23 protein-coding genes and 1 riboswitch are annotated in these 23,030 nt (G+C 70.2%); of the genes, 16 read left to right on the top strand and 7 right to left on the bottom strand.

What is annotated here, in order from left to right:
* The first annotated feature begins 135 nt into the window (after nt 1–135).
* The 3 genes from gatC to gatB are packed head-to-tail and all read left to right on the top strand — an operon-like array spanning nt 136 to nt 3,433.
* Entirely contained in the window at nt 136–432 is a 297-nt protein-coding gene (gene gatC / locus ACQHIV_RS01720) for an Asp-tRNA(Asn)/Glu-tRNA(Gln) amidotransferase subunit GatC (protein WP_427890976.1), read from the top strand.
* Between the two features lie 2 nt (nt 433–434).
* Nucleotides 435–1,940, top strand: a complete 1,506-nt coding sequence (gene gatA, locus ACQHIV_RS01725; protein WP_427890978.1) for an Asp-tRNA(Asn)/Glu-tRNA(Gln) amidotransferase subunit GatA — start codon at nt 435–437, stop codon at nt 1,938–1,940.
* Nucleotides 1,937–3,433: an Asp-tRNA(Asn)/Glu-tRNA(Gln) amidotransferase subunit GatB gene (gene gatB, locus ACQHIV_RS01730; RefSeq protein ID WP_427890980.1), complete on the top strand. Its 1,497-nt coding sequence runs from the start codon at nt 1,937–1,939 to the stop codon at nt 3,431–3,433. Before gatA ends, gatB begins: the two co-directional genes overlap by 4 nt.
* 53 nt (nt 3,434–3,486) lie before the next feature.
* On the opposite strand, the gene ACQHIV_RS01735 is transcribed toward gatB, so the two are convergent.
* From ACQHIV_RS01735 to ACQHIV_RS01750, 4 genes are all read right to left on the bottom strand, one after another.
* Nucleotides 3,487–3,897 (bottom strand): hypothetical protein, encoded by a 411-nt coding sequence (locus ACQHIV_RS01735; RefSeq protein WP_427890982.1) that lies wholly within the window; start codon nt 3,895–3,897, stop codon nt 3,487–3,489.
* A gap of 171 nt (nt 3,898–4,068) precedes the next feature.
* Nucleotides 4,069–5,037, bottom strand: coding sequence for a PQQ-dependent sugar dehydrogenase (locus tag ACQHIV_RS01740; protein WP_427890984.1), 969 nt, complete (start codon nt 5,035–5,037; stop codon nt 4,069–4,071).
* A 111-nt stretch (nt 5,038–5,148) separates the two neighbouring features.
* Nucleotides 5,149–6,435 carry a class I SAM-dependent methyltransferase gene (locus ACQHIV_RS01745; protein WP_427890985.1) on the bottom strand — a complete coding sequence of 429 codons (1,287 nt, stop codon included), beginning with the start codon at nt 6,433–6,435 and terminating at the stop codon, nt 5,149–5,151.
* Nucleotides 6,432–7,811: an FAD-binding oxidoreductase gene (locus ACQHIV_RS01750; protein ID WP_427890987.1), complete on the bottom strand. Its 1,380-nt coding sequence runs from the start codon at nt 7,809–7,811 to the stop codon at nt 6,432–6,434. The genes ACQHIV_RS01745 and ACQHIV_RS01750 overlap by 4 nt, the downstream gene beginning before the upstream one ends.
* Before the next feature lie 76 nt (nt 7,812–7,887).
* Here ACQHIV_RS01750 and ACQHIV_RS01755 point away from each other — a divergent pair, with 76 nt between their 5' ends.
* Genes ACQHIV_RS01755 through ACQHIV_RS01770 form a run of 4 tightly spaced genes read left to right on the top strand, consistent with a single transcriptional unit; the run spans nt 7,888 to nt 10,746 of the window.
* Nucleotides 7,888–8,820 carry a 2-hydroxyacid dehydrogenase gene (locus ACQHIV_RS01755; protein ID WP_427890989.1) on the top strand — a complete coding sequence of 311 codons (933 nt, stop codon included), beginning with the start codon at nt 7,888–7,890 and terminating at the stop codon, nt 8,818–8,820.
* Between the two features lie 13 nt (nt 8,821–8,833).
* The gene (locus ACQHIV_RS01760) at nt 8,834–9,928 is read left to right on the top strand and encodes a WD40/YVTN/BNR-like repeat-containing protein (RefSeq protein ID WP_427890991.1); all 1,095 of its coding nucleotides are present in this window, start codon (nt 8,834–8,836) and stop codon (nt 9,926–9,928) included.
* The gene (locus ACQHIV_RS01765; protein WP_427890993.1) at nt 9,925–10,188 is read left to right on the top strand and encodes a MoaD/ThiS family protein; all 264 of its coding nucleotides are present in this window, start codon (nt 9,925–9,927) and stop codon (nt 10,186–10,188) included. The genes ACQHIV_RS01760 and ACQHIV_RS01765 overlap by 4 nt, the downstream gene beginning before the upstream one ends.
* Before the next feature lie 18 nt (nt 10,189–10,206).
* A complete protein-coding gene (locus ACQHIV_RS01770; RefSeq protein WP_427890995.1) occupies nt 10,207–10,746 on the top strand; it encodes an AAA family ATPase in 540 nt (179 codons plus the stop codon).
* Nucleotides 10,747–10,802: 56 nt separating this feature from the next.
* On the opposite strand, the gene ACQHIV_RS01775 is transcribed toward ACQHIV_RS01770, so the two are convergent.
* Both ACQHIV_RS01775 and ACQHIV_RS01780 read right to left on the bottom strand, forming a co-directional pair.
* Nucleotides 10,803–11,669 carry a 5-aminoimidazole-4-carboxamide ribonucleotide transformylase gene (locus tag ACQHIV_RS01775; protein WP_427890997.1) on the bottom strand — a complete coding sequence of 289 codons (867 nt, stop codon included), beginning with the start codon at nt 11,667–11,669 and terminating at the stop codon, nt 10,803–10,805.
* 19 nt (nt 11,670–11,688) lie between these two features.
* A riboswitch (ZMP/ZTP riboswitch) is annotated at nt 11,689–11,766 on the bottom strand.
* Nucleotides 11,767–11,793: 27 nt separating this feature from the next.
* Entirely contained in the window at nt 11,794–12,513 is a 720-nt protein-coding gene (locus ACQHIV_RS01780) for a class I SAM-dependent methyltransferase (protein WP_427890999.1), read from the bottom strand.
* 311 nt (nt 12,514–12,824) lie between these two features.
* Here ACQHIV_RS01780 and ACQHIV_RS01785 point away from each other — a divergent pair, with 311 nt between their 5' ends.
* The 5 genes from ACQHIV_RS01785 to serA all read left to right on the top strand — a co-directional run bounded on the left by ACQHIV_RS01785 (nt 12,825) and on the right by serA (nt 19,254).
* The gene (locus ACQHIV_RS01785) at nt 12,825–14,576 is read left to right on the top strand and encodes an acetolactate synthase large subunit (RefSeq protein ID WP_427891000.1); all 1,752 of its coding nucleotides are present in this window, start codon (nt 12,825–12,827) and stop codon (nt 14,574–14,576) included.
* Entirely contained in the window at nt 14,576–15,211 is a 636-nt protein-coding gene (ilvN, locus tag ACQHIV_RS01790; protein WP_427891002.1) for an acetolactate synthase small subunit, read from the top strand. Before ACQHIV_RS01785 ends, ilvN begins: the two co-directional genes overlap by 1 nt.
* 27 nt (nt 15,212–15,238) lie before the next feature.
* Complete coding sequence (gene ilvC / locus ACQHIV_RS01795) at nt 15,239–16,258, top strand: ketol-acid reductoisomerase (RefSeq protein WP_427896390.1); 1,020 nt, start codon at nt 15,239–15,241, stop codon at nt 16,256–16,258.
* Between the two features lie 101 nt (nt 16,259–16,359).
* Entirely contained in the window at nt 16,360–17,538 is a 1,179-nt protein-coding gene (locus ACQHIV_RS01800; protein ID WP_427891004.1) for a trypsin-like peptidase domain-containing protein, read from the top strand.
* Nucleotides 17,539–17,655: 117 nt separating this feature from the next.
* On the top strand, nt 17,656–19,254 hold the full coding sequence (serA, locus tag ACQHIV_RS01805; protein WP_427891005.1) for a phosphoglycerate dehydrogenase: 1,599 nt from the start codon (nt 17,656–17,658) through the stop codon (nt 19,252–19,254).
* Between the two features lie 98 nt (nt 19,255–19,352).
* Here serA and ACQHIV_RS01810 read toward each other — a convergent pair whose 3' ends face one another.
* Nucleotides 19,353–19,919 carry an O-methyltransferase gene (locus ACQHIV_RS01810; RefSeq protein ID WP_427891007.1) on the bottom strand — a complete coding sequence of 189 codons (567 nt, stop codon included), beginning with the start codon at nt 19,917–19,919 and terminating at the stop codon, nt 19,353–19,355.
* 146 nt (nt 19,920–20,065) lie between these two features.
* On the opposite strand from ACQHIV_RS01810, the gene ACQHIV_RS01815 reads away from it, so the two are divergent.
* The 4 genes from ACQHIV_RS01815 to ACQHIV_RS01830 all read left to right on the top strand — a co-directional run bounded on the left by ACQHIV_RS01815 (nt 20,066) and on the right by ACQHIV_RS01830 (nt 22,951).
* Nucleotides 20,066–20,224, top strand: coding sequence for a hypothetical protein (locus ACQHIV_RS01815; protein ID WP_344188266.1), 159 nt, complete (start codon nt 20,066–20,068; stop codon nt 20,222–20,224).
* Nucleotides 20,221–21,270, top strand: a complete 1,050-nt coding sequence (locus tag ACQHIV_RS01820; RefSeq protein WP_427891010.1) for a 3-isopropylmalate dehydrogenase — start codon at nt 20,221–20,223, stop codon at nt 21,268–21,270. Before ACQHIV_RS01815 ends, ACQHIV_RS01820 begins: the two co-directional genes overlap by 4 nt.
* An 80-nt stretch (nt 21,271–21,350) precedes the next feature.
* Nucleotides 21,351–22,433 carry a branched-chain amino acid aminotransferase gene (locus tag ACQHIV_RS01825; RefSeq protein ID WP_427891012.1) on the top strand — a complete coding sequence of 361 codons (1,083 nt, stop codon included), beginning with the start codon at nt 21,351–21,353 and terminating at the stop codon, nt 22,431–22,433.
* Between the two features lie 119 nt (nt 22,434–22,552).
* Complete coding sequence (locus ACQHIV_RS01830) at nt 22,553–22,951, top strand: hypothetical protein (protein ID WP_427891014.1); 399 nt, start codon at nt 22,553–22,555, stop codon at nt 22,949–22,951.
* Nucleotides 22,952–23,030 lie beyond the last annotated feature (79 nt).

Here is a 23,030-nt window from a genome sequence, read left to right on the forward strand (position 1 = left end):
TAGGGGAGGACACGCCCGCCCGTCTCATCGAGCTGTTGTCCACAGGCGAAATACCTCTGTCACAGGCGGCCCACTAAGCTGACGTAGGTCATGTGGACACATGACCTAGAGCTACTGCACGCATTGGATCAGTTCATGCCTTCGATTACCCGCGAAGAGGTTGCGCACCTGGCGCGACTGGCGCGGATCGAGCTCTCCGACGACGAGCTCGACCACCTCGCGCCGCAGCTCGACCAGATCATCACGCTGGTCGGGCAGGTCAGCCAGGTGGCGGCGGACGACATCCCGCCGACCTCGCACGCCCTGCCGCTGACCAACGTGATGCGCGTGGACGAGACCGTCCCGTGCCTCACCCCCGAGCAGGCGCTGTCCGGCGCGCCGGCCGTGGAGGAGCAGCGCTTCCGGGTGCCGCGGATCCTGGAGGAGGACTGACGATGAGTGACCTGACGCGGAAGACCGCGGCCGAGCTGGCGGACCTGATGACGTCCAAGCAGGCCAGTTCGGTCGAGATCACGCAGGCCCACCTGGACCGGATCGCCGCCGTCGATGGTGACGTACGGGCGTTCCTGCACGTCGACACCGAGGGTGCGCTCGCGCAGGCGAAGGCGGTCGACGACAGGCGGGCCGCGGGCGAGCAGCTGTCGCCGCTGGCCGGCGTGCCGCTGGCGTTGAAGGACGTGCTCACCCAGGAGGGTGTGCCGACCACGGCCGGTTCGAAGATCCTCGAGGGCTGGAAGCCGCCGTACGACTCGACCGTCGTGAGGCGGCTGAAGGACGCCGGGATCGTGATCCTCGGCAAGACCAACATGGACGAGTTCGCGATGGGCTCCTCCACCGAGAACTCGGCGTACGGCACGACCCACAACCCGTGGGACCTGACCCGGATCCCGGGCGGTTCCGGCGGCGGTTCGTCCGCGGCGATCTCGGCGTACGAGGCACCGCTGGCGATCGGCACCGACACCGGCGGATCGATCCGCCAGCCGGGGGCGTTCACCGGGACGGTCGGCGTCAAGCCGACGTACGGCGGCACCTCGCGGTACGGGCTGATCGCGCTGGCGTCGAGCCTGGACACGCCCGGCCCGTGTGCGCGGACGACGCTCGACGCGGCGCTGCTGCACGAGGCGATCGCGGGCTGGGACCCGATGGACTCCACCTCGATCAACCAGGACGTCCCGCCGGTCGTCGCGGCGGCCCGCAACGGTGATGTCGCCGGGCTGCGGATCGGCGTCGTCAAGGAGCTCGGCGGCGAGGGGTACCAACCGGGTGTCGAGGCCCGCTTCCACGAGGCGGTCGAGCTGCTCACCAAGCTCGGCGCCGAGGTGGTCGAGGTCTCCTGCCCGCACTTCCAGTACGCGCTCCCGGCGTACTACCTGATCCTGCCGAGCGAGGCCTCGTCCAACCTGGCCAAGTTCGACGCGATGCGGTACGGCCTGCGCGTCGGCGACGACGGCGAGAACAGCGCGGAGAAGGTCACCGCGCTGTCCCGCGAGGCCGGGTTCGGCGCCGAGGTCAAGCGCCGCATCATCCTCGGCACGCACGCGCTCTCCAGCGGGTACTACGACGCCTACTACGGCCAGGCGCAGAAGGTGCGGACGCTGATCGCCCGCGACTTCGCGAACGCGTACGAGCAGGTCGACGTGCTGGTCTCGCCGGCCACGCCGACGACCGCGTTCGCGATCGGCGACCGGATCGACGACCCGATCGCGATGTACAAGAACGACCTGTGCACGATCCCGTCCAACCTGGCCGGCAACGCGGCCGCGTCGTTCCCGTGCGGCCTCGCCGACGAGGACGGCCTGCCGGTCGGCTTCCACGTGATGGCGCCGGTGATGCGCGACGACCTGCTGTACAAGGTCGGCGGCGCGCTCGAGGTGGCACTGGCCGACCAGTGGGGCGGCGTACTGATGACCAAGGCTCCGGAGCTGGAGGTGACCCGATGACTGCTGAGGTCCTTGAGATCAACGACGCGTTGACGCAGTACGACCCGGTGATGGGCCTCGAGGTCCACGTCGAGCTGAACACCCGGTCGAAGATGTTCTGCGGCTGCCCGACCGAGTTCGGCGCCCCGCCGAACACCCAGACCTGCCCGGTCTGCCTCGGCCTGCCGGGCGCGCTGCCGGTGGTGAACGCGACCGCGGTCGAGTCGGCGATCAAGATCGGCCTGGCGCTGAACTGCGAGATCGCCGAGTGGTGCCGGTTCGCCCGGAAGAACTACTTCTACCCGGACATGCCGAAGAACTTCCAGACCTCGCAGTACGACGAGCCGATCGCGTTCAACGGCTGGACCGAGGTGGCCGTCGACGGCGAGACGTACCGGATCGAGATCGAGCGCGCGCACATGGAGGAGGACACCGGCAAGGCCACCCACGTGGGCGGCGCGACCGGCCGGATCCACGGCGCGACGCACTCGCTGGTCGACTACAACCGGGCCGGCATCCCGCTGATCGAGATCGTCACGAAGACGATCGAGGTACCGGGCGAGAAGGCGGCCGCGGTGGCGCGGGCGTATGTCGCGATGCTGCGCGACCTGCTGTTCTCGCTGGGCGTCTCCGACGTCCGGATGGACCAGGGCTCGCTGCGCGCCGACGTCAACGTGTCGCTGAAGTCGTCCGGCTCGACGGCCCTCGGTACCCGTACCGAGACCAAGAACGTGAACTCGTTCCGTTCGGTCGAGCGCGCGGTGACGTACGAGATCACCCGGCAGGCGGCGGTGCTGTCGGCCGGCGGGAAGATCCTGCAGGAGACCAGGCACTGGCACGAGGACACCGGCATCACGACGGCCGGCCGGGAGAAGTCCGACGCGGACGACTACCGGTACTTCCCGGAGCCCGACCTGGTGCCGGTGGCGCCGTCGCGCGAGTGGGTCGAGGAGATCCGCGCGACGCTGCCCGAGGCGCCGGCCGTACGGCGGGCCCGACTGCAGCAGGAGTGGGGTTTCACCGACCTCGAGATGCGCGACGCCGTGAACGGCAACGCGGTCGAGCTGATCGTGTCCACGGTCGAGCTCGGGGTGTCGCCGGCCGCGGCGAAGAAGTGGTGGCTGGGCGAGCTGGCCCGCGCGGCCAACGACTCCGGTGCGGAACTCGACGCGCTGCCGGTCGGTCCGGCCGAGGTCGCCGAGGTGCAGAAGCTCGTCGACGACGGCACGCTGAACGACAAGCTCGCGCGGCAGGTGTTCGAGGGTCTGCTCGCCGGTGAAGGAACGCCGGCCGAGATCATCGAGAAGCGCGGGCTGGCGCTGGTGTCCGACGACTCGGCGCTGCTCGAGGCGATCGACCGCGCGATCGCGGCGAACCCGGACGTGGTCGAGAAGGTGAACTCGGGCAAGCCGGCCGCCGCCGGTGCGCTGATCGGCGCGGTGATGAAGGACATGCGCGGCCAGGCCGACGCCGCCAAGGTCCGCCAGTTGCTGAACGAGAAGCTCGGTATCTGACGCCGTCCTGAAGTGCCGGACCCCGCTGCACAGGGTCCGGCACTTCAGTGCTTTCAGGCGGCGTCGCGGTGTTCCACCTGCGGCTCGTCCGCGCCGGCGCCAGGCTCGTCGTCGGCCGCGGTGGCGAGCAGGGTCTGGGCGACCGAGAGCTCGTCGGACGGGCAGCGGAGCTCGTACCGGGTCGGGTGGATCTCGGTGGTGACCGTGTCCGGGCGGTTGCGGAACAGCGCGCGGAACAGACCCCAGAGCGTGCCGACGATCAGCCCGTACACGAAGCCCCACAGCACGACCGCGAAGCTGGTCAGCGTGGTCTGCGCGACCAGCGTGACGAAGACGGCCGCCAGGATGCCGAGGAGTGCGCCTTGCAGCGCGCCGACGGCGGTCAGCCGGACGACCGGGATTCGCGGCCGTCTGGTGGCCTGCCGGAGTCCGGCGCCGACGATGTCCAGGCTCGCCGCGTCCATCCCGTAACTTCTCAGGTACTCCGCTGTTCGCCGAGCGTCCGCGAAGCTGCTCACCGATGCGATCACACTGCTGGGGACGCCAGACGCCTGGCCGGTCGGCATACCGATCTCCTCCTCGGGTCGTGTCTTCAACAACTACCAGACGACTTCAAGGCGGAAAGGGTTGACTGGTTACGAGGTGCTGATCGTCACGCGAAGAATTCGGTCGTCGCCCGCGCGCGGTTGACCGCGGCCGTCGGTGTTCGACGTGGTGAGCCACAGCGAGCCGTCGGGGGCGAGCTCGACCGTGCGCAAACGCCCGTACTGCTGGGTGAAGAACGCCGTCGGCTCGCCGATTCGCTTGCCATTGGCAACGGGTATCGCCCAGAGCCGCTGGCCGCGCAGGCCGGCCATGAAGATGTACCCCTTCGCGAACGTGATGCCGGACGGCGACGCGTCGGCGGTCGGCCACTGCGCGATCGGGTCGGTCATACCGTCCAGGTGACTGATCCCCTCAGCGGCCGGCCAGCCGTAGTTGTTGCCCGGGGTGATCACGTTGAGCTCGTCCCAGGTGCTCTGGCCGAACTCCGAGGCGTACAACTGGTTCCCGTCGAACGTCAGGCCCTGCACGTTCCGGTGGCCCTTGGTGATCCACACCCGCCCGTCCGGGTTGCCCGGGGCGGCCTTCCCGTCGGTGGTGATACGCAGGATCTTCCCGCCCAGCGAGTTGTCGTCCTGGGAGTTCGGCTGCTCGGAGCCGTCGCCGGTGCCGGCGTACAGGAAGCCGTCCGGGCCGAAGCGCAGGCGTCCGCCGTTATGGATCGCCGCCTCCGGAATCCCGTCCAGGATCACCTGCTGGTCCGAGAGCTTCCCGTCCTGGTAGGTGATCCGCGCGATCCGGTTGTCGCTGCCGCTGGAGTAGTACGCGTAGACGTACGGCTTCCCCGGATACCCGGGATCCACCGCGATCCCCAGCAGCCCGCCCTCCGACGAGGACTTCACCCCGTCGACGCTCCCCACCTCGGTGACCCGCCCACCGGCGACCCGCACGATCTTCCCGGCGTCCCGCTCGCTCACCAACGCACTCTTGTCCGGCAGGAACGCGACCCCCCACGGCACCTCGAGCCCGGTCACCACGGTCGAGGCCACGGCCAACTTCACCGGAGCGGCAGTCGGCGCACTGGACGACGCGGAGCTGCTCGGCGTCGGCTCGGAGCACCCCACGACGAAAGCCAGTACAGCGGCCACCGCCGCGGCTTTACCTCGCACGACTCAGCTGCCCCAGGTCGGGCGGAGGGGGAAGTGGGCGTTGCCGCGGTGGTCGAGTTTGGCGGCCAGGACCTGGTGGAGCTGGATGGTGTTGTGTTCGAAGCCGGCGCGGCTCGCGGCCAGGTACAGGCCCCAGATCTTGGCGGTGGCGGGGCCGACCTCGGCGACGGCTTCGTCCCAGTGGGTGACGAGGTTGTCGTTCCAGGCGGCCAGGGTGAGGGCGTAGTGCTCGCGCAGGTTCTCCTCGTGGCGTACCTCGAAGCCGGCGTCCTGGGCCTCGGCGATGATCCGGCCGGAGCCGATCAGTTCGCCGTCGGGGAAGATGTACCGGTCGATGAAAGCGCCGGTGTTGCGGAAATGGTTGTCCGGCCGGGTGATGCAGTGGTTGAGCAGCCGGCCGCCCGGCCGGAGCCGGTCGTACAGGAACGCGAAGTACGACGGGTAGTTGCGGACGCCGATGTGTTCGGTCAGCCCGATCGAGCTGATCGCGTCGAAGTCCCGCTCCGGTACGTCGCGGTAGTCGAGGAACCGTACTTCGGCCAGGCCCTCGAGCCCCTCGCGCTTGATCGCCTGCTGCGCCCACTCGGCCTGCGCCTCGGACAGCGTGACGCCCAGCGCCTGGACGCCGTACTCGCGGGCCGCGTGCCGGACCATCCCGCCCCAGCCGCACCCGACGTCGAGCAGCCGCATGCCCGGCTTGAGGTCGAGCTTGCGCGCGACGAGGTCGTACTTCTCGAACTGCGCCTCCTCCAACGAAGCGTCAGCCGTCGGGTAGACCGCGCACGTGTACGTCATCGACGGCCCGAGCACCCACTCGTAGAACGTGTTCGACACGTCGTAGTGGTGGTGGATCGCCGACTTGTCCCGCGCCTTCGAGTGCCGCAGCCCCTCGAACGTCCGGCGCCACTTCGGCAGGTGTTCCTGCGGCGGCGGGGGCGGCGGCTTCAGGTGGCTCCAGCCGAGACCGCGGATGATCCGCAGCGCCTCGGCGGCCTTCGGGCGGTGGAAGTGGAACTGGTCGAGGATCAGCCGCATCAGCTCGTACGGGTTGCCCGGGTGGACGCCGGTGATCTCCAGGTCGCCCATCACGTACGCGCGGACCATCCCGAGGTCGCCAGGCGCGGTGAGGATGTAGGACAGCCCTCGCTCGGAGGCCAGGTGCAGGTGGATCGGGGAGTCCTCGGGTCCGGCCGCACTGCCGTCGTACGCCGTGAACCGGAACGGCAGTCCGTCCGGGATCACGGTCGTGAGGGCTTCGGCGATCGAAACCTGGGTCGCGAGCGTCGTCACTGGCGCGTCACCGCCTTCTCGTAGAGCCCGGTGAGCCGGGCGTCCGGGTCGTAGCGTTGTTTCACCGTGGTCAGAGCCGGGACGTTGTACAGCCGGTCGAACGTGTCCCGGTCGTAGTACGCGTCGGAGTACAAGGACTTGTGGCCGCCGAAGCCGGTCACGGCCTGCTCGATCCGCCGGTTGACGTCGCCGTCCGCGGCGCCGGGCGCGATCGGTACCGTGCCCCAGAAGCCCACGTTCACGTAGGTTTCGCCGGGCTTCAGTGGATAGAGCGGCCACGACTCGGAACCGCGCAGCCGCAACGGGCACAGCCAGACCGGCCGCATCCCGACCTCTCGGTCGAACCAGCGCAGGAAGTCCGAGAGCCGGGCGACCGGGATCTCCACGTCCTGGACGACGCGTTCCCGGTCCGGGCGGCCGCGCCGGTGGTTCAGCCGGGCCGCGTAGTGGTGCCGGTTCTCGAAGCCGACGATCTTGTGGAACACGTCGCTGCGCCGCCAGCGCCGCGGCCACAGCCGCCGTACGACGGGCTGCTGGGCGCCGAACGCCGCGGAACACCAGAACCAGTCGGTGTCCCAGCGCCACAGGTAGTCGTGCGCGGTGAGGAAGTCCTGCTGCCGCTGCCGGATCGACCGGTAGTAGATCTGCTGGCCGGTGTAGTCGCTGGTGCGCACGGCGGCGTCGCTGTTCCGGCCGAGGGTCAGGTACGCCTCGGACGGGCTGAAGACCACGCCGTCGACGAAGTGCACGGGCTCGTCGTTGTACTTGCCGTCCGCAACGATCGTGGAGATGGCCGGGTCCAGTTCGTCGAGCGCGACCCGGACGTGCCGGAGCGCGACGTACGGCGAGATCCGGTCGAGCTCGATCCGTAGCCGGGTCGCGTAGCCGAGCGTGCCGTACGAGTTCGGGAACGTCCGGAACAGCTCCGCGTGCTCGCCCTCCGGGCGGGCCGTGACGACGTCGCCGGCGCCGGTCAGGATGTCCAGCTCGAGCACCGACTCGTGCGGCAGCCCGGCGCGGAACGACGAGGACTCGATGCCGAGCCCGGTGACCGCGCCGCCGAGCGTGATCGTCTTGAGTTGCGGGACGACCATCGGCGTGAGCCCGTGCGGGAGGGTCGCGGCGACCAGGTCCTCGTACGTGCACATGCCCTGGACGTCGGCGGTCCGGGCGTCCTGGTCGACGCCGATCACCCCGGTCAGCCCCGAGACGTCCAGCCCGGGACGCTCGGTGTCGGTGCGCGGCCGGAACAGGTTCGAGCTGCGCTTCGCGAGCCGGACCGGTTCGCCGGGCGGGATCCGTTCGTACGACTCCCGCAGCCGCCCGACGGCCTGATCGTGCGCCACCACCGCCGCCACATCCGATGTCGAAGGCACCGATCCAGAGTACGACGGTGCCCGCTCCGTGGCACGGGAGTTCAAACTGTCCACGGCTCCGAGTAGGTTCTGTGACATGGCTGACGTGGTGAAGGCATGGCTTCCGTGGGAGGACCCCGAGGCGTTTCTCGGAGGGGTGCCCGCGGGGTTCGACGTGGAGCTGTTCGCCGGCGGAGAGCGGCCGAAGTCGCTCGCCGAGGTGGAGTTCTACGTGCCCAGCTACATGGGCGGCGGTGACGTGTTCGACGTCGTCAAGGAGATGCCCTCGCTGCAGGTCGTGCAGCTGCAGACGGCCGGGTTCGAGCACGTCCAGTCGCGGCTCGCCGACGGCGTGACGTTGTGCAACGCGCGCGGCGTGCACGACGCGTCCACGGCGGAGCTGGCGGTCGGGCTGATCCTGGCGACGTTCCGGAACCTCCCGCGCGCGGTCCGCGACCAGGACCGGCAGTTCTGGCCGGGCTCGTACGACGAGGTCGACGACTCGCTCGCGGACCGGACCGTGCTGATCCTCGGGTACGGCGCGATCGGCGAGGCGCTGGAGCGGCGGCTGACCGGGTTCGAGTGCGACGTGATCCGGGTCGCGCGGCGGCCGCGGGACGGCGTACACCCGATCTCCGAGCTGCCCGAGCTGCTGCCGCGTGCGGACGTCGTCGTACTGCTGACCCCCGCGACGCCGGAGACCACGCGGATGGTGGACGCGACGTTCCTCAAGCGGATGAAGGACGGCGCGCTGCTGGTGAACGTCGCGCGCGGTGTCGTCGTGGACACCGACGCGTTGCTCGCCGAGCTCGGCACCGGGCGGATCCGGGCCGCGCTGGACGTCACCGACCCCGAGCCGTTGCCCGCCGGACATCCGCTGTGGTCTGCTCCGAACGTGCTGATCAATCCGCACCGCGGCGGCGCGTCGACGGCGTTCGCGCCGCGGGTCGCCCGGCTGGTGCGGGCGCAGCTGGAGCGCCACGCGTCCGGGGAACCGTTGATCAATGTGGTGGCAGGTCCACCGCGCTAGGAGGAGGACGACGATGTCCGAGGCCGTACTGCTGATCGGGACCAAGAAAGGGCTCTGGATCGGCCGGAGCGACGCTGCCCGGAAGGACTGGCGGCTCGACGGGCCGGTGCCCGAGTTCGAGATGCAGGGTGTGTACGCCGTCGGCGTCGACACCCGCGGCGACCGGGCGCGGCTGTTCGTCGGCGGCACCAGCGAGCACTGGGGGCCGGCGGTCTTCCACTGCGACGACCTCGGCAAGACCTGGGCGGAGCCGCCGGAGGGCTCGATCGGGTTCCCGAAGGACGCCGACGCGTCGCTGGAGCGGGTGTGGCAGATCCAGGCCGCGCCGGAAGGCCAGCCCGGCGTCGTGTACGCCGGCACGCAGCCGTCCGCGCTGTGGAAGTCGACCGACGGCGGCGTGACGTTCGAGCTGGTCAGGGGCCTGTGGGACCACCCGCACCGGAAGGACTGGGGTGCGGGATTCGGCGGTCAGGCGGTGCACACGGTGCTGCCGCACGCCACCGACCCGGACCGGCTCAGCGTCGCGATGTCGACCGGCGGCGTCTACCAGACCACCGACGGCGGGACGACCTGGTCGCCGGCGAACCACGGCATCAAGGCGTACTTCATGCCGGACCCGGACCCGGAGTTCGGCCAGTGCGTGCACAAGCTGGCGGCGCACCCCGACGTACCGGAGCGGATGTTCGCGCAGAACCATCACGGCGTCTACCGGTCCGACGACGGCGGCGCGATCTGGAAGTCGATCGCGGACGGGCTGCCCTCGGACTTCGGGTTCCCGATCGTCGTGCACCCGCACGAGCCGGAGACCGTGTACGTGTTCCCGCTGGTCGCGGACGGCAACCGGATCCCGACCGACGCGAAGTGCCGGGTCTACCGCTCGCGCGACGCCGGCGCCACCTGGGAGCCGCTGACCTCCGGCCTGCCCGACGTGTCGTACGTGCCGGTCCTGCGGGACGCGATGACGACCGACACCGCCGACCCGGCCGGTGTGTACGTCGGCACCCGGGACGGCTGCGTCTACGCCAGCGCCGACGCGGGCGACAGCTGGGTCGAGGTCGCCAGCCACCTGCCCGACATCCTCACGGTCCGCGCAGCGGTGCTCGAATGATCGCTGTCCGGCTGCCGACGGTGCTCCGCCCGTTCGCGGGCGGAGCCGAACGCGTGGAGGTCGAGGCCCGCACGGTCGCGGAGGCCTTCGCCGCGCTCGACGCACCACTCCGGCGGCGGCTCACCGACGAGCAGGGAGCGGTCCGCCGGCACGTCAACGTCTACCTGCGCGACGAGAACATCCGCGACCTCGACGGCCTCGGCACACCGGTCCGCGACGGCGACGAACTGCTGATACTCCCGAGCGTCGCGGGCGGTTGATCGGTACCGTCGGTCGGCATGAGCGAGGTGTTGCTGCTGACCGGTCCGTGCGGTTCCGGCAAGACGACGGTGGCGCGTCTGGTGGCGACCGGCGCGCCGCGGCCGACGATGCACCTGACGACCGACGAGTACTACCGCGGGATCCGCACCGGCTTCGTCGCGCCGTATCTCCCCGGATCCCAGCGGCAGAACGAGGTGGTGATCGACGCGGTCGTCGCGACCGTCGGCGCCTACGCGCGCGGCGGCTACGACGTGGTGGTGGACGGCATCATCGGCCCGTGGTTCCTCGCGCCGTTCCGGACCGCCGCGGCGCAGGGGGAGTGGACGATGTCGTACATCGTCCTGCGCCCGGACCTCGGGACGACCCTGCGGCGTGGGCAGGACCGTCCCGAGTCCGAGCTGACCGACGCCGAGGCGCTGACCGGCATGCACCAGGCGTTCGCGGACCTCGGCGAGCTCGAGCGGCACGCGATCGACACCACCCGCCTGGACGCGCCGCAGACCGCTGCCGAGGTGCGTGCAGCTGTTGCCGCAGGCACCCATCTGCTCAGTGTCTGAAGCGCCGGCTTGGGGAGGATTTCACGCCCGGAGCGGGACAGGATCCTCCCCAACCCTCAGTGTCGGAAGAGGCGGACGGCGGTGGGGGTCCAGGTGATTCCCCGGGTTGCGCAGGCAGCCGCGACCTCGTCGGACCGGATCGACCCGCCCGGCTCGACGATGTGGGTCACGCCGTACCGATGCGCCACCTCGACGTTGTCCGCGAACGGCAGATGCCCGTCCGACACCATCGTCACGCCGGCGAGCGGCCCGGCCGACCAGAGCGCCGCCTTCTCCCCGGCCAGGCGGGTGCAGTCGACGCGCGACTGCTGCCCGGCACCGACGCCGATCGTCATCCCGTCCTTGACCAGCACCACGGTGTTCGACTGGGTGTAGCGCGCGACGATCATCCCGAGCACCGCGTCGTCCGGCAGGTCGCGGGGGAGCGGCGCGGCGTCCCGCTCCTGCGTCAGCCGTACGCCGTACACCTCGCGCACCTCCTCCACCGGCGGCTCATACGACGGGTCGATCGCGAGCACCAGGTACGTCCCGCGCTTCTTCGCCGCCAGGATCTCCAGTACGCCGTCGTCGTACCCGGGCGCGATGATCCCGTCCGACACGACCCGCTTCAGCATCGCGGCCAGCTCCAGGTCGACGCGATGCGAGACCGCCACGAAGTCGCCGTACGACGACTTCGGATCGGCATCCCGCGCCCGCGTGTACGCCTCCGCCGGCGTCGTACCGAGCGCCGCACCGGCGGGCGAGACGTGCTTGTACGACGCCGCGGCCGGTACGCCGAACCGCTCCGCCGCCTCGCGCACCAGTTGCCAGCCGGTCAGCGCGTCGAGGATGTTGATGTACGACGGCGCACCCGCGAGCACCGTGAACGGCGCGTTCTCGAGAGTGGCCGCCTGATGGGGATTCATGCCGTACCGCAACCGCATCCGGACCTCCGAACGACGTCCGAGGCGCCCAGGCGGACGACGCCCCGCTCGAAAGCTCCCCGGTGGTACCCCACCCTCGCCAGTCGCGGTGCCGCCAGCTTAGGGCGTGTCTGGCAGACACGCCCTACTTCGTCGCCCGCACCACCAGCAGCCGCGAGTCCGCGGCCAAAGGCTCGCCCTGCCAGCCGCCGTTGACGACCACCTCGGAGAAGCCGGCCGCACGCAGGTCGGCGGTGATCTCGTCGGCGGACCGGAAGTACAGGACGTTGCGGTAGACCGCGTCGTGCCCGTCCTCGAACACGTTGTGCGCGTCGAACACGACCCGCCCGTCGGCGATCTCGATCAGCTCGAGCCACTCCTTCAGGTGCCCGGCGACCGTGTCGCGTTCGCCGTACGTCGCCTCACTGGTCCACTGCTCCCACGCGCGCATCGCCGGGTTCCGCGACTCGAACGCGAACACGCCGCCGGGACGCAGCGCGGCGGCCAGCGCGGCCACGCTGGCCGCGTGTTCGGCGACGTGCATCATCGTGTTGCCGCTGCTGACCACCAGATCCACGTCGCCGGTCGGCGCGACGGCGCGGTAGTCGCCCTCGATCCAGGTGACCGCGTCGGCGCCGGGCTGCTTGCGCGCGTACCCCAGCATCGTGGAGCTGGGGTCGATGCCGATCACCTCCCGCCCGGGCGAGACCAGCGACCGCGTCAGCAGGCCGGTGCCGCAGCCGAAGTCGAGGACCTTCGTGGTGCCCTCGGCCAAGGCGCGGTAGTACGCGTGGTCCGCACCGGCCGGATTGTCCAGATCGTAGAGCTGTACCAGTTGTTCGTCGCCGTACGGATCGTCTGTCACCCCGAAAGCCTAAGGGGTGTGCCCGTAAGACGGGCGTCTCAGAAAATGAGACGGTGGGCGGCTGAACTTGACCCGGTCGGCAGGTTTCGGCGAATAATGCCTACATGCGATCGATTCTCCTCGTACTTGTGCGGCGCGCCGACTGACGCGACCACAGAGTCGAGCGCGCCCCTTCAGCCAACCCGGCGGAAGGGGTTTTTTGTTGCCAGGGCGACTATCTGCGACCCAGTAGTGCCAGGACGACGGCCACAAGCGAGGATGGATCGGTCGCGAAAGTACAACCATCGTGACAGGACTGAGGGAAGGCACTCATGAGTGAGCAGCTGACCGGGGCACAGGCTCTGATCCGCGCACTGGAACATGCCGGAGTGGACACCGTCTTCGGCATCCCGGGTGGCGCGATCCTCCCGGCGTACGACCCGATGCTCGACTCGACCCAGATCCGCCACATCCTGGTACGTCACGAGCAGGGCGCCGGCCACGCCGCCCAGGGGTACGCCGCGGCGTCCGGCAAGGTCGGCGTCTGCATGGCGACCTCCGGGCCGGGCGCGACCAACCTGGTGACGCCGATCGCCGACGCCTACATGGACTCGGTGCCGCTGGTGGCGATCACCGGCCAGGTGGCGGGCGCCGCGATCGGTACGGACGCCTTCCAGGAGGCGGACATCCGCGGCATCACGATGCCGATCACCAAGCACAACTTCCTGGTGACCGACCCGAACGAGATCGCGACCACGATCGCCGAGGCGTTCCACATCGCCTCCACCGGCCGGCCCGGCCCGGTGCTGGTGGACGTCACCAAGGATGCGATGCAGACCACCGGCGTCGACTTCCGGTGGCCGACCGAGCTCGCGCTGCCCGGCTACCGGCCGGTGACCCGCCCGCACCCGAAGCAGGTGCGCGAGGCGGCCCGCCTGATCGTCGCGGCCGAGAAGCCGGTGCTGTACGTCGGCGGCGGCGTGATCCGCGCGCAGGCCAGCGCCGAGCTGAAGGAACTCGCCGAGCTGCTCGGCATCCCGGTGGTCACCACGCTGATGGCCCGCGGCGCGCTGCCCGACACCCACGAGCTGCACTTCGGGATGCCCGGTATGCACGGCTCGGTGTCCGCGGTCGGCGCGCTGCAGCGGTCCGACCTGCTGATCACGCTCGGCGCCCGCTTCGACGACCGGGTGACCGGCAAGCTGGACTCGTTCGCCCCGGACGCGAAGGTCATCCACGCCGACATCGACCCGGCCGAGATCGGCAAGAACCGGGCCGCGGACGTGCCGATCGTGGGCGACTGCAAGGAGGTCATCACCGACCTGATCGCCGCGCTCCGGACCGAGATCGCGACCGCCGGCCGGACCCCGTCGTACGACGCCTGGCGGCACCAGCTGGAGGACGTCCGGGCCCGTTACCCGCTCGGGTACGACGAGCCCGAGGACGGCACGCTGTCGCCGCAGCACGTGATCCAGCGGATCGGCCAGATCGCCGGCCCGGACACCGTGTACACCGCGGGCGTCGGCCAGCACCAGATGTGGTCCGCGCACTTCCTGCCGTTCGAGAAGCCCGGCCACTGGCTGAACTCCGGCGGCCTCGGCACCATGGGGTACGCCGTACCGGCCGCGATGGGCGCCAAGGTCGCCCGCCCGGACAAGACCGTCTGGGCGATCGACGGCGACGGCTGCTTCCAGATGACCAACCAGGAGCTGGTCACCTGCGCGCTGGAGGGCATCCCGATCAAGGTCGCGGTGATCAACAACCAGTCGCTGGGCATGGTCCGGCAGTGGCAGACGCTGTTCTACGACAAGCGGTACTCCAACACCGACCTGCACTCGACCCGGATCCCGGACTTCGCCAAGCTGGCCGAGGCGATGGGCGGCGTCGGGCTGCGCTGCTCCGACAAGGACTCGCTGGACGCCACCATCGAGAAGGCGATGGCGGTCACCGACGCACCGGTCGTGGTCGACTTCGTCGTGCACCGGGACGCGATGGTGTGGCCGATGGTCGCCGCCGGCGTCAGCAACGACGAGATCCAGATCGCCCGCGACATGGCGCCGAGCTGGGAAGGCGAGGAACTCTGATGTCGAAACACACCCTGTCGATCCTGGTCGAGAACAAGCACGGTGTGCTGGCCCGGGTGGCCGCGCTGATCTCCCGTCGCGGGTTCAACATCGACTCGCTCGCGGTCGGTCCGACCGAGCACCCCGAGGTGTCCCGGATGACGATCGCGGTGACCGTCGAGGAGCAGCCGCTCGAGCAGATCACCAAGCAGCTGAACAAGCTCGTGAACGTGATCAAGATCGTCGAGCTCGAGCCCACCCAGACGGTCCAGCGCGAACTGCTGCTGGTCAAGGTCAAGGCGGACACGCTGACCCGCGGCCAGGTGCTGGAGACCGTCCAGCTGTTCCGTGCCAAGGTGGTGGACGTGGCACCGGACGCGATCACGATCGAGGCGACCGGCAATCCCGAGAAGCTCGAGGCCATGCTCCGGGTGCTGGAACCCTTCGGCGTCCGCGAGCTGGTGCAGTCCGGCATGGTGGCGATCGGCCGCGGCAGCCGCTCGATCTCCGACCGCACCCTGCGGCCGGTCCCGGTGCCGCCGCCGCACGTCCAGACCGGACCGCCGAACGTCCAGGCGCGACCCGCCAACCACTCGCACCCGGTACCGGCGCCGCCGCCGGGCCGTACCGCCGCCGCCGTACCGAATCAACACTAAGGAGAAGTGCCCGAAGTGGCTGCTGAAATGTTCTACGACGACAACGCCGACCTGTCGGTGATCCAGGGCCGGCACGTGGCCGTCCTCGGCTACGGCTCCCAGGGCCACGCCCACGCGCTCTCGCTGCGCGACTCCGGCGTCGACGTCCGGGTCGGCCTGCCGGAAGGCTCGAAGAGCCGGGCCAAGGCCGAGGCCCAGGGCCTGCGGGTCGTCACCCCGGCCGAGGCCTGCGAGGAGGCCGACGTGATCGTCGTCCTCGCTCCGGACCCGGCACAGCGCAAGCTCTACAAGGACGCCATCGAGCCGAACCTGGTCGACGGCGACGCGCTGGTCTTTGGGCACGGCTTCAACATCCGGTTCGGCTACATCAAGCCCCCGGCCGGCGTGGACGTCTTCATGGTCGCCCCGAAGGGCCCGGGCCACCTGGTCCGCCGCGAGTACTCCGAGGGCCGCGGCGTACCGGTGCTGGTGGCCGTCGAGCAGGACGCCACCGGCAAGGCGTGGGACCTGGCGCTCTCGTACGCCAAGGGCATCGGCGGTCTGCGGGCCGGTGGGATCAAGACCACCTTCACCGAGGAGACCGAGACCGACCTGTTCGGTGAGCAGGCTGTCCTCTGCGGTGGCGTGTCGGCGCTGATCCAGGCCGGCTTCGAGACGCTGACCGAGGCCGGGTACCAGCCCGAGGTCGCGTACTTCGAGTGCCTGCACGAGCTCAAGCTGATCGTCGACCTGATCTACGAAGGCGGCATCGCCAAGCAGCGCTGGTCGGTGTCCGACACCGCCGAGTACGGCGACTACGTGTCCGGCCCGCGGATCATCGACGCGTCGGTGAAGGCCCGGATGAAGGAGGTCCTCGGCGACATCACCGACGGCACCTTCGCGGCCCGCTTCATCGCCGACCAGGACGCCGGCGCGCCGGAGTTCGCCGAGTTCCGCAAGAAGAGCCAGGAGCACCCGATCGAGGCCGTGGGCAAGGACCTGCGCGGCCTGATGGCGTGGGTCAAGTCGCACGACGACGACTACGTCGAGGGTTCTGCCGCCCGCTGACCGAGCTCGTGAAGGGCCCGGACCGTCCAGGTGGACGGTCCGGGCCCTTCGGTTTGCAACAATGTGTGACGATTCCGGTTCGGTGGGGGAGGTGAGCGGTGGTGAACGACGCATCGCCACGCCCGCCCCGGCGGATCCCCGGCGGCGGATCGCTCACCCAGCTGGAGAGCCCGGCCCGCCCCGCGACCGGCGCCGAACCACCACCCCGCGGCCCCTGGCTCTTCGGCCGCTTCCTGGCCGGCCTGATCGCCCTGATCCTGGTCGTCGGGGCCGGCGGCGCGGCCGGCTGGTACTTCCGTCAGCGCAGTGTGCGCATCGACACCGCCGCCGTACTGGAGTCCGCGAGGCCCGCCGTGGTCCGGATTCTCGCCACGACGTGCGCGGGCTCCGGTGAGGCGTCCGGCGTACTGATCGACAACGGCCGGATCCTGACCGCCGCATCGGCCGTCGACCAGCCGAAGTCGATCGTCGTGGTGGCACCCGACGGCCGGATGCGGCGGGCCAACCTGCTCGGGACCAGCGCCGACGGTGTCGCGGTCCTGCAGTCGATCGGCTTCGACGACCCGCCGCTGCACCTGCCGGCGGCCGACCCGGGCAACCGGGCCGAGCGGGCCCTGATCGGGTACACCGCGGCCGGCAAGCAGGTCGTCAACGAGATCGGGTCCACGGCCGATCCGAAGCCGCTGAGCCAGTTCATGAACGCGGCCAAGCTCGGCGGCCCGGTGGTCGGAAAGTCCGGCGAACTGGTCGGCCTGGTCACCGGTCCCACGGTGCAGACCGCCGCGGTCGTCCCGGTCGGCAGACTCCGCGAGTACGTCGCACCCGCGTCGTCCGGCATCACCGTCGCGTCCGCGGGGACCTGTCCGGAGTCACGTGGTCCGCAGGGCGGGATCGTCCCGGTGCTGCAGGTCGCAGGCACCCCGTCGGCCCTGAAGGTGCGGCAGTTGCTGGCGAACTACCTGACCCTCGAGAACAAGCACGACTTCGACGCCCTGCAGGCGCTGTACTCCCCGCGCCTGGCAGCGTCCCTGACCGTGGCCCGGGACCGGCAGGGCCACTCGACGTCGTACTTCTTCAACCCGAGGATCACCGATCTGGCACCGGACGGTTCCTATGCGCGGATGGCGTACAACGTGCTGTTCGCGGGGACCGCGAAAGGCGCCGGGGGTGGCATCTGCAACCGGCTGGACGGGCGGGTCGACCTGGTGTGGGTGGGCGGCAAGCCGGTGATCGACGGGATCGCCTACGCGACCGACCCGGTGAGCTGCGACACCGACTGACCGGCATCCGGGTCCCCGAGCGGGGCGGATGCCGGACGCGGTACGATCAACTCAGCGGGCACAGCGCGGTGCTCTGAAAATCATGAGCCCCGAACCGCTTCTGCAGGAGATTCCTCCATGACTGACGTAACCCGGCCCGTCGTCCTGATCGCCGAAGAGCTCAGCCCGGCCACCGTCGAGGCGCTCGGCCCCGACTTCGAGATCCGCCACGCCAACGGCGCCGACCGCGCCGAGCTGCTCCCGGCCATCGCCGACGTCGACGCCATCCTGATCCGCAGCGCCACCAAGGTGGACGCCGAGGCGCTCGCCGCCGCGAAGAAGCTGAAGGTCGTCGCCCGCGCCGGTGTCGGCCTCGACAACGTGGACGTGAAGGCCGCCACCCAGGCCGGCGTGATGGTGGTCAACGCGCCGACCTCCAACATCGTCAGCGCCGCCGAGCTCGCCGTCGCGCTGCTGCTCGCCTCCGCCCGCCGGGTCCCGGCCGCGAACGAGTCGCTGAAGAAGGGCGAGTGGAAGCGCAGCAAGTACTCGGGTGTCGAGCTGTTCGAGAAGACCGTCGGCATCGTCGGCCTCGGCAAGATCGGTGTCCTGGTCGCGCAGCGGCTGGCCGCCTTCGGCATGAACGTGATCGCCTACGACCCGTACGTGCAGGCCGGCCGGGCCGCGCAGATGGGCGTCCGGCTCGCCTCGCTGGACGAGCTGCTGGCGGCCAGTGACTTCATCTCGGTGCACCTGCCGAAGACCCCGGAGACCATCGGCCTGATCGGCGACGAGCAGCTGCACAAGGTCAAGCCCGAGGTCATCATCGTGAACGCGGCCCGCGGTGGCATCGTCGACGAGCAGGCGCTGTACTCGGCACTGAAGGAAGGCCGGGTGGCCGGCGCCGGGCTGGACGTGTTCGCGTCCGAGCCGTGCACCGACTCGCCGCTGTTCGAGTTCGAGAACGTCGTCGTCACGCCGCACCTCGGCGCGTCCACCGACGAGGCGCAGGAGAAGGCCGGTATCGCGGTCGCGAAGTCGGTCCGGCTGGCGCTGTCGGGCGAGCTGGTCCCGGACGCCGTGAACGTCCAGGGCGGCGTGATCGCCGAGGACGTCCGGCCGGGGATCGGGCTGACCGAGAAGCTCGGCCGGATCTTCACCGCGCTGGCCGGCGGCGTCGCGCAGCAGCTCGACGTCGAGGTCCGCGGCGAGATCACGCAGTACGACGTGAAGGTGCTCGAGCTGGCCGCGCTGAAGGGTGTCTTCGCGGATGTCGTCGAGGACAACGTCTCGTACGTGAACGCGCCGCTGCTGGCCGCCGAGCGGGGCCTCGAGGTCCGGCTCGTCACCGACCACGACAGCCCCGAGCACCGGAACCTGATCACGCTCCGCGGCACCCTTGCCGACGGCGCGCAGGTGTCGGTGGCCGGCACCCTGGTCGGCGTCCGGCAGTCGGAGCGGCTGGTCGAGATCGACGGGTTCGACGTCGAGATCGAGCTCGCCGCGCACCTCGCGTTCCTCACCTACGAGGACCGCCCGGGCGCGGTCGGCCAGATCGGCCGGATCCTCGGCGACGCCGACGTGAACATCGCCGGCATGCAGGTCAGCCGGGACCGCAAGGGCGGCAAGGCGCTGGTCGCGCTGTCGGTCGACTCGAAGATCGCGGCGCCGGTGCTGGACGAGATCACCGCCGCGGTGCAGGCCGCCACCGCCCGTTCCGTGGACGTCGAGGCCTGATTCACCCGAACGACTGATTTACTGGAGGCGGTCAGCCGCCCGCAGGCGCATGGCGGCTGACAAGGGCCCGAGCTCCATAGCTCGGGCCCGCCTTCGTTTCAGCGCCGGGTGGCGAGCAGTACGGCGGCGTCCGCGGCGACCATGACCTCGACCGTGGTGAAGCGCTGGTCCATCAGCCATTCCTGGCGCAGCGTGTCGACCCGGCCCTCGTACATCGGCGGCCAGACCGCGGACGGCGTGAAGTCGTCGAGCACGACGAAGCCGCCCGGCTCGACGACGTCCGCGATCACGTCGCGGGCGGACAGCTTCGCCTCGCGGGCGTCCACGAACAGCAGCGCGAACGGGCCGCGCTCGATCAGCGCGGTCCAGTCGGCCGACACGACCTCGATCCGCTCGTCCGCGGCGAACAACTCGCCGACGGCCTGCGCGAGCTGCGGGTCGCTCTCCGCGGTGACGATGTTGGTGCCCTCACCGGCGCCGCTGCGCAGCCACGCCGAGCCGACGCCGCAGCCGGTACCGAGCTCACCGAGCAGGCCGGACTTCGAGGCCGCGAGGGTGGCGAGCAGCCGACCCGTCTCGTTCCTGGTGGAGCTGACGAATCCGCGCCGGCCGGACAGGCTGAGGGCCGCTGACACCAGCGGCGGCAGTTCTGGAGGAGCACTCACGGGCTGAGAGTGGCACAGGTCGGGGCCGGCGCCCGCACCGGGATCTCATATTTCGGGACAACCTGCCCGCATTGTGGAGAATTAGTCGGACGTGCGAGTAAATTCGTGCGCATCCTGCCGCCCACGACATATTGGGAAGGAGCAGCATGTACGACATGTATCCAGCCAACTGGCCGGCCGTCGACGGCCGCGAGCGGAAGGCCGCCCGCCGGCGCCGTCCGGCTCGCCCGGCGCCCGCGGCCGAGGTCAAGGCTGTCCAAGAGGCCATGAACCGCCGTGACAATGGGGGAGAACCCAACAAGTGAGCGAGACGAAGAACTTCACGCTGGCCGTCGTCCCGGGTGACGGGATCGGACCGGAGGTGACCACCGAGGCGCTCAAGGTCCTCGACGCGGTCGCCGCGCAGCACGGCGTGACGTTCGAGCGGACCGAGTACGACCTCGGCGCGAAGCGCTGGCACGCCACCGGTGAGACGCTGCCGGACGCCGAGCTGGAGGAGATCCGCACGCACGACGCGATCCTGCTCGGCGCGGTCGGGGACCCGAGCGTCCCGTCCGGCGTACTCGAGCGCGGTCTGCTGCTCAAGCTCCGGTTCACCCTCGACCACTACGTGAACCTGCGGCCGTCGAAGATCTACCCGTCCGTCGGCTCGCCGCTGGCGAACCCGGGCACCGTCGACTTCGTCGTGGTCCGCGAGGGCACCGAGGGCCCGTACGTCGGCAACGGCGGCGCGCTCCGGGTCGGCACCCCCGCCGAGATCGCCACCGAGGTGTCGGTGAACACGGCGTACGGCGTGGAGCGCGTGGTGCGGGACGCCTTCGCCCGGGCGCAGGCGCGGCCGCGGAAGAAGCTCACGCTCGTCCACAAGAACAACGTGCTCGTGCACGCCGGCCACCTGTGGAAGCGGACCGTCGACAAGGTCGCGACCGAGTTCCCCGACGTGGCGGTCGACTACCTGCACGTGGACGCGGCGACGATCTTCCTGGTCACCGACCCGGCACGGTTCGACGTGATCGTCACCGACAACCTGTTCGGCGACATCATCACCGACCTGGCGGCCGCGATCAGCGGCGGGATCGGGCTGGCCGCGAGCGGCAACATCAACCCGGACCGGACCGCGCCGAGCATGTTCGAGCCGGTGCACGGCTCCGCGCCGGACATCGCCGGCCAGCAGAAGGCCGACCCGACCGCGGCGATCCTGTCCGCGGCGCTGCTCCTCGAGCACCTCGGGCTGACCGAGGCGGCGCGCGCGATCGAGGCGGCCGTCGAGGCGGACATCGAGGAGCGTACGGGCGCTGCCCGCAGTACCGCCGAGATCGGCGACGCGATCGCCAAGCGCGCGGCGGGCTGACGCGTGCCGGCAGATCAGGCTCCCGCTGCGGCCGGGGCCGACGCTCGCATGACCAGTTGGTCGAGAGGTACGGTGCGGCTATGAGCGAGTTCACCGTTGAGCCAACCACCACACCGGCCAGCGACGACCAGCGCGCCCAGATCCTGGCGAACCCGGGATTCGGGCAGTACTTCTCCGACCACATGGCGATCGCCACCTGGACGGCCGGAAAGGGCTGGCACGACGCACGGATCACCGCCTTCGGTCCGCTGGAGCTTTCTCCCGCGACCTCGGTGTTCCACTACGCCCAGACGATCTTCGAGGGGATGAAGGCCTACCGGCATCCCGACGACTCGATCCACCTGTTCCGCCCCGAGGCGAACGCGGCCCGGTTCCAGCGGTCCGCGCAGCGGCTCGCGCTGCCGGAGCTGCCGACCGAGGTCTTCCTCGACTCGCTGCACAAGCTGGTCGAGATCGACAAGGCCTGGGTGCCGGGCGGCGGTGAGACGTCGCTGTACCTGCGGCCGTTCATGTTCGGTTCCGACCCGTTCCTCGGCGTCCGGCCGTCCGCGCAGGTGACCTACTGCGTGATCGCGTCGCCGGCCGGTTCGTACTTCGCGAACGGTGTGAAGCCGGTCCGGATCTGGCTGAGCGAGGAGTACACCCGCGCGGCTCCCGGCGGTACCGGTGCGGCGAAGACCGGCGGCAACTACGCGTCGTCGCTGCTCGCCCAGGCCGAGGCGATCGAGAACGGCTGCGACCAGGTCGCGTTCCTGGACGCGGTCGAGAAGAAGTGGGTCGAAGAGCTCGGCGGGATGAACCTGTACTTCGTCCTCGACGACAACTCGGTGGTCACGCCGGAGCTGTCCGGCACGATCCTCGAGGGCGTCACCCGGGACTCGATCCTGAAGCTGGTCACCGACCTCGGCTACACCGTCACCGAGCGCAAGATCTCGGTCGACGAGTGGCGCGAGGGCGCTGCCTCCGGCAAGGTGAAGGAGGTGTTCGCCTGCGGCACCGCCGCGGTCGTCACCCCGGTCGCCTCGCTGAAGTGGCGCGACGGTGAGACGCGGATCGGCGACGGCAACGGCGGCCCGGTCACCGCGGCCGTCCGGTCGGCCCTCCTCGACGTGCAGTACGGCCGCGCGGCCGACCCGCACGGCTGGATGACCCGCGCCTTCTGACCCCGCTCGTTCGAACGCCCGGCAGCCACGGCTGCCGGGCGTTTTCATAGCTTCTTCTCAGCTCGGGGTGTGGGACGGCGCTCGCTGCCCGTCGGCCGAACCCGATAGGGTCGGGCGGCATGAGCGGCTTTCCGGCTGAGGTCGAGGGGTACTACGCGGAGCTGGCCGAGCGGCGCGGGTGGTCCGGCGAGACCGTCGCGGCGATCCGGTCGACGGTCGAGCTGATCCGGGACCTCGACCGCGGCACGGCGCCGCGGACGTACGGCGCCGCGGTCGACGACTACGGGACCGACTGGCTGTACGAGGCCGTCTGGCACGAGCGGGAGTGGGTCGTGATCCGGCAGCTCGGCGCCGGCGAGGACGGCGAGGTCACGCGGTACTGGTGGCAGCGGCTCGAGGACGACGAGGGCATGCTCACCGACCAGGCACTGGACCGCGACGACTGGGGTCTGCGCCCGTTGTCCCGCGAGGACTTCTACACCGCCTGGGACGACCCGGGTTGGTCCCTCAGCGCCTGATCTTTGGGCCTGAACTTCAGTACCCGTTTGCGTACTGAATGGTCGAGATGCGAGACGGCACCGTTACCGATCGGTGATT

Source organism: Kribbella polygonati (assembly GCF_050320105.1).
Lineage (GTDB): Bacteria > Actinomycetota > Actinomycetes > Propionibacteriales > Kribbellaceae > Kribbella.

What these genes read in the sequence shown, in the direction of transcription:
- gatC (WP_427890976.1), top strand. Translation starts at nt 136, where the DNA reads ATGCCTTCGATTACCCGCGAAGAGGTTGCGCACCTGGCGCGACTGGCG.
- gatA (WP_427890978.1), top strand. Translation starts at nt 435, where the DNA reads ATGAGTGACCTGACGCGGAAGACCGCGGCCGAGCTGGCGGACCTGATG.
- gatB (WP_427890980.1), top strand. Translation starts at nt 1,937, where the DNA reads ATGACTGCTGAGGTCCTTGAGATCAACGACGCGTTGACGCAGTACGAC.
- ACQHIV_RS01735 (WP_427890982.1), bottom strand. Translation starts at nt 3,897, where the DNA reads ATGGACGCGGCGAGCCTGGACATCGTCGGCGCCGGACTCCGGCAGGCC.
- ACQHIV_RS01755 (WP_427890989.1), top strand. Translation starts at nt 7,888, where the DNA reads ATGGCTGACGTGGTGAAGGCATGGCTTCCGTGGGAGGACCCCGAGGCG.
- ACQHIV_RS01760 (WP_427890991.1), top strand. Translation starts at nt 8,834, where the DNA reads ATGTCCGAGGCCGTACTGCTGATCGGGACCAAGAAAGGGCTCTGGATC.
- ACQHIV_RS01765 (WP_427890993.1), top strand. Translation starts at nt 9,925, where the DNA reads ATGATCGCTGTCCGGCTGCCGACGGTGCTCCGCCCGTTCGCGGGCGGA.
- ACQHIV_RS01770 (WP_427890995.1), top strand. Translation starts at nt 10,207, where the DNA reads ATGAGCGAGGTGTTGCTGCTGACCGGTCCGTGCGGTTCCGGCAAGACG.
- ACQHIV_RS01775 (WP_427890997.1), bottom strand. Translation starts at nt 11,669, where the DNA reads ATGCGGTTGCGGTACGGCATGAATCCCCATCAGGCGGCCACTCTCGAG.
- ACQHIV_RS01785 (WP_427891000.1), top strand. Translation starts at nt 12,825, where the DNA reads ATGAGTGAGCAGCTGACCGGGGCACAGGCTCTGATCCGCGCACTGGAA.
- ilvN (WP_427891002.1), top strand. Translation starts at nt 14,576, where the DNA reads ATGTCGAAACACACCCTGTCGATCCTGGTCGAGAACAAGCACGGTGTG.
- ilvC (WP_427896390.1), top strand. Translation starts at nt 15,239, where the DNA reads ATGTTCTACGACGACAACGCCGACCTGTCGGTGATCCAGGGCCGGCAC.
- serA (WP_427891005.1), top strand. Translation starts at nt 17,656, where the DNA reads ATGACTGACGTAACCCGGCCCGTCGTCCTGATCGCCGAAGAGCTCAGC.
- ACQHIV_RS01815 (WP_344188266.1), top strand. Translation starts at nt 20,066, where the DNA reads ATGTACGACATGTATCCAGCCAACTGGCCGGCCGTCGACGGCCGCGAG.
- ACQHIV_RS01825 (WP_427891012.1), top strand. Translation starts at nt 21,351, where the DNA reads ATGAGCGAGTTCACCGTTGAGCCAACCACCACACCGGCCAGCGACGAC.
- ACQHIV_RS01830 (WP_427891014.1), top strand. Translation starts at nt 22,553, where the DNA reads ATGAGCGGCTTTCCGGCTGAGGTCGAGGGGTACTACGCGGAGCTGGCC.